We start from the raw sequence: 1,854 nt of genomic DNA, 5'->3' as shown, positions 1-1,854 counted from the left end.
GCCTTAGGGTGTGGCCGGACGTGCGTGGGTGGGTCAGCCTAGGGCTTGGGCTACGGGGAGGTAGAGGCGGGACGGATCGCCGGTGAGGGGAGCCCCGTACTCCATGACCGTGGTGGTGAAGGCGGGTCGCAGGCCGTGCGCTTCCGCCCACGCGATCAGTTCCGGGTGCCGGTGGTCTATGTCGAGGCGCACCTGGCCCGGGGGAACGACTTCGTCCACTAGCGCGAGGGCGGTTTCGGTGTCTTGCGCGATGACCGGGCCGACCAGAAACCAGTCCTCGTTCTTCCAGGCACCTCCGAATCCAGCTATGCCTGGCCCGTCCCGGACGACGCGGAACGATTCGCAGAAGGACGGGAGGCGCTTGACCAGTTCGGAGCGGTCGGCGCCGGAGACCTCGGTATCGAGTGCGTGGACGGCGGGCATGTCGCTCGCCTCCACCGGGACGGTAACGCCCCGCTTGGAGAGACCCTCCGCCACGCCCTTGTACGCCGTGCAAAGCCCCACGGATCGGAATCCCAGACGCTCGTACAGGGGACGTCCGTAATCGGTGGCGGTCAGGCAGAGGCTCGCCGTGTCCGTGTTGTCCATGGCGTGCCGCATCAACCGTCCGCCGAGGCCGCGCCGCTCGTAGCGCTTGGCGACGAGGACCATGCTGATGGCGGCGACGTCCTTGCCGTACGGAGTGGAGATCACCGTGCCGGCGAGTTCGCCGTTGCCGTCGTCGATGCCGTAGACGTCGCCGACCGAGAACAGGAACCGCCATTTGCGGTCTTCGCGTTCCCAGCCGCGGTCTTCGGCGAGCCGCTGGCAGGCGGGGAGGTCGTTGATTCCGAGCAGCCGTACGGGCCCCTCCGGCACGGGTGAGTCCATGATCGGACGCTAGATCGGCCGCGTCCGAACGCACAACCGAATTTGCCCCGCCGTTCAGTAGACCTCGGCGCCGAAGGCGTTGAGGGCTGCCTGGACCGGCTGGAAGTAGGTTGATCCGCCGCTGGCGCAGTTCCCGCCGACGGTGAATCCCAGGCCCAGCGCGAAGGTGCCGGAGAGGTAGGGCACCCCCGGGGTTTGGCCGGGCTCTGTGCAGATGGTCGTCCTCACCAGTCCGTTGACCGTCCCCTTGGGGAAGCTAACGCTCTGGTTCAGCGCCGTCACGGTGCCGCACTCTATGCCTGTGTCGGGGCTTGTGTGGCAGACCTCCTGGCCCACTCGCGGGTTGCGCGACCCTGTGACGTCCTGCGACCCCGTGGGCGTGCCCACGCTGCCGGGCCTCTCCACGTGGGGGCTGACATAGCGGACGAGGCCGATGCTGCCGTTCGTGACCGCGACGACGGTGCCGAGCTTGATGTTCAGCATCGGGTCGGCGTAGATCTTCAGGCCCACTTCGGCGCAGGCGCCCGTGGTGAGGAAGTAGTAGCTGTCGGCCTTGCGGACGTTGAAGCCCAGGGTGCAGCGGATGCCGTCGCGCGCGAAGATCGACTCTCCGCCCTCGGGGTCCGGGGGGCCGAAGAGGCTGTGCTGCTCGTCCGGATCGGGCTCGGGCTCCCGGTCTGGTGGGGGGTCGTCGTCGGGTGCGGGGTCGTCGTCCGGTGCGGGGTCGTCCGGCGGTGCCGGGTCGTCGTCCGGCGCGGGTTCCCGGTCCGGTGCGGGGTCGGGGTCGGGCGCGGGTGCCGAGCCGGGAGCGGGCGCGGCCACGACGGGAGGCGGGACGGCGGTCGCGCGTCCGGGCACGGCACCGCGCGGGCGGTCGGCGTCGCCGCCACGGCCGCGGGTGCGGGCCGGGTCGGCGCCGGACGCGTAGGCGGCACCGCCCTCACGTGCGGACTCGTCCCCGGAGTCGGTTTCCGGGGCGGGGTC

At 70.6% G+C, this 1,854-nt stretch carries 2 protein-coding genes; both read right to left on the bottom strand.

The window, feature by feature from the left end; translation table 11 throughout:
- Positions 1-33 precede the first annotated feature (33 nt).
- Entirely contained in the window at positions 34-870 is an 837-nt protein-coding gene (locus ETD83_RS41630) for a GNAT family N-acetyltransferase (RefSeq protein WP_138650736.1), read from the bottom strand.
- A gap of 54 nt (positions 871-924) precedes the next feature.
- Positions 925-1,854 (bottom strand): S1 family peptidase (locus ETD83_RS43375; protein ID WP_230421542.1); only part of this gene is annotated, 930 nt, incomplete at its 5' end.

This window comes from Actinomadura soli (genome assembly GCF_005889715.1).
Lineage (GTDB): Bacteria > Actinomycetota > Actinomycetes > Streptosporangiales > Streptosporangiaceae > Spirillospora > Spirillospora soli.
Note: the sequence above shows the minus strand (reverse complement) of the source record. Positions and strands in the feature narration are given on the sequence as shown.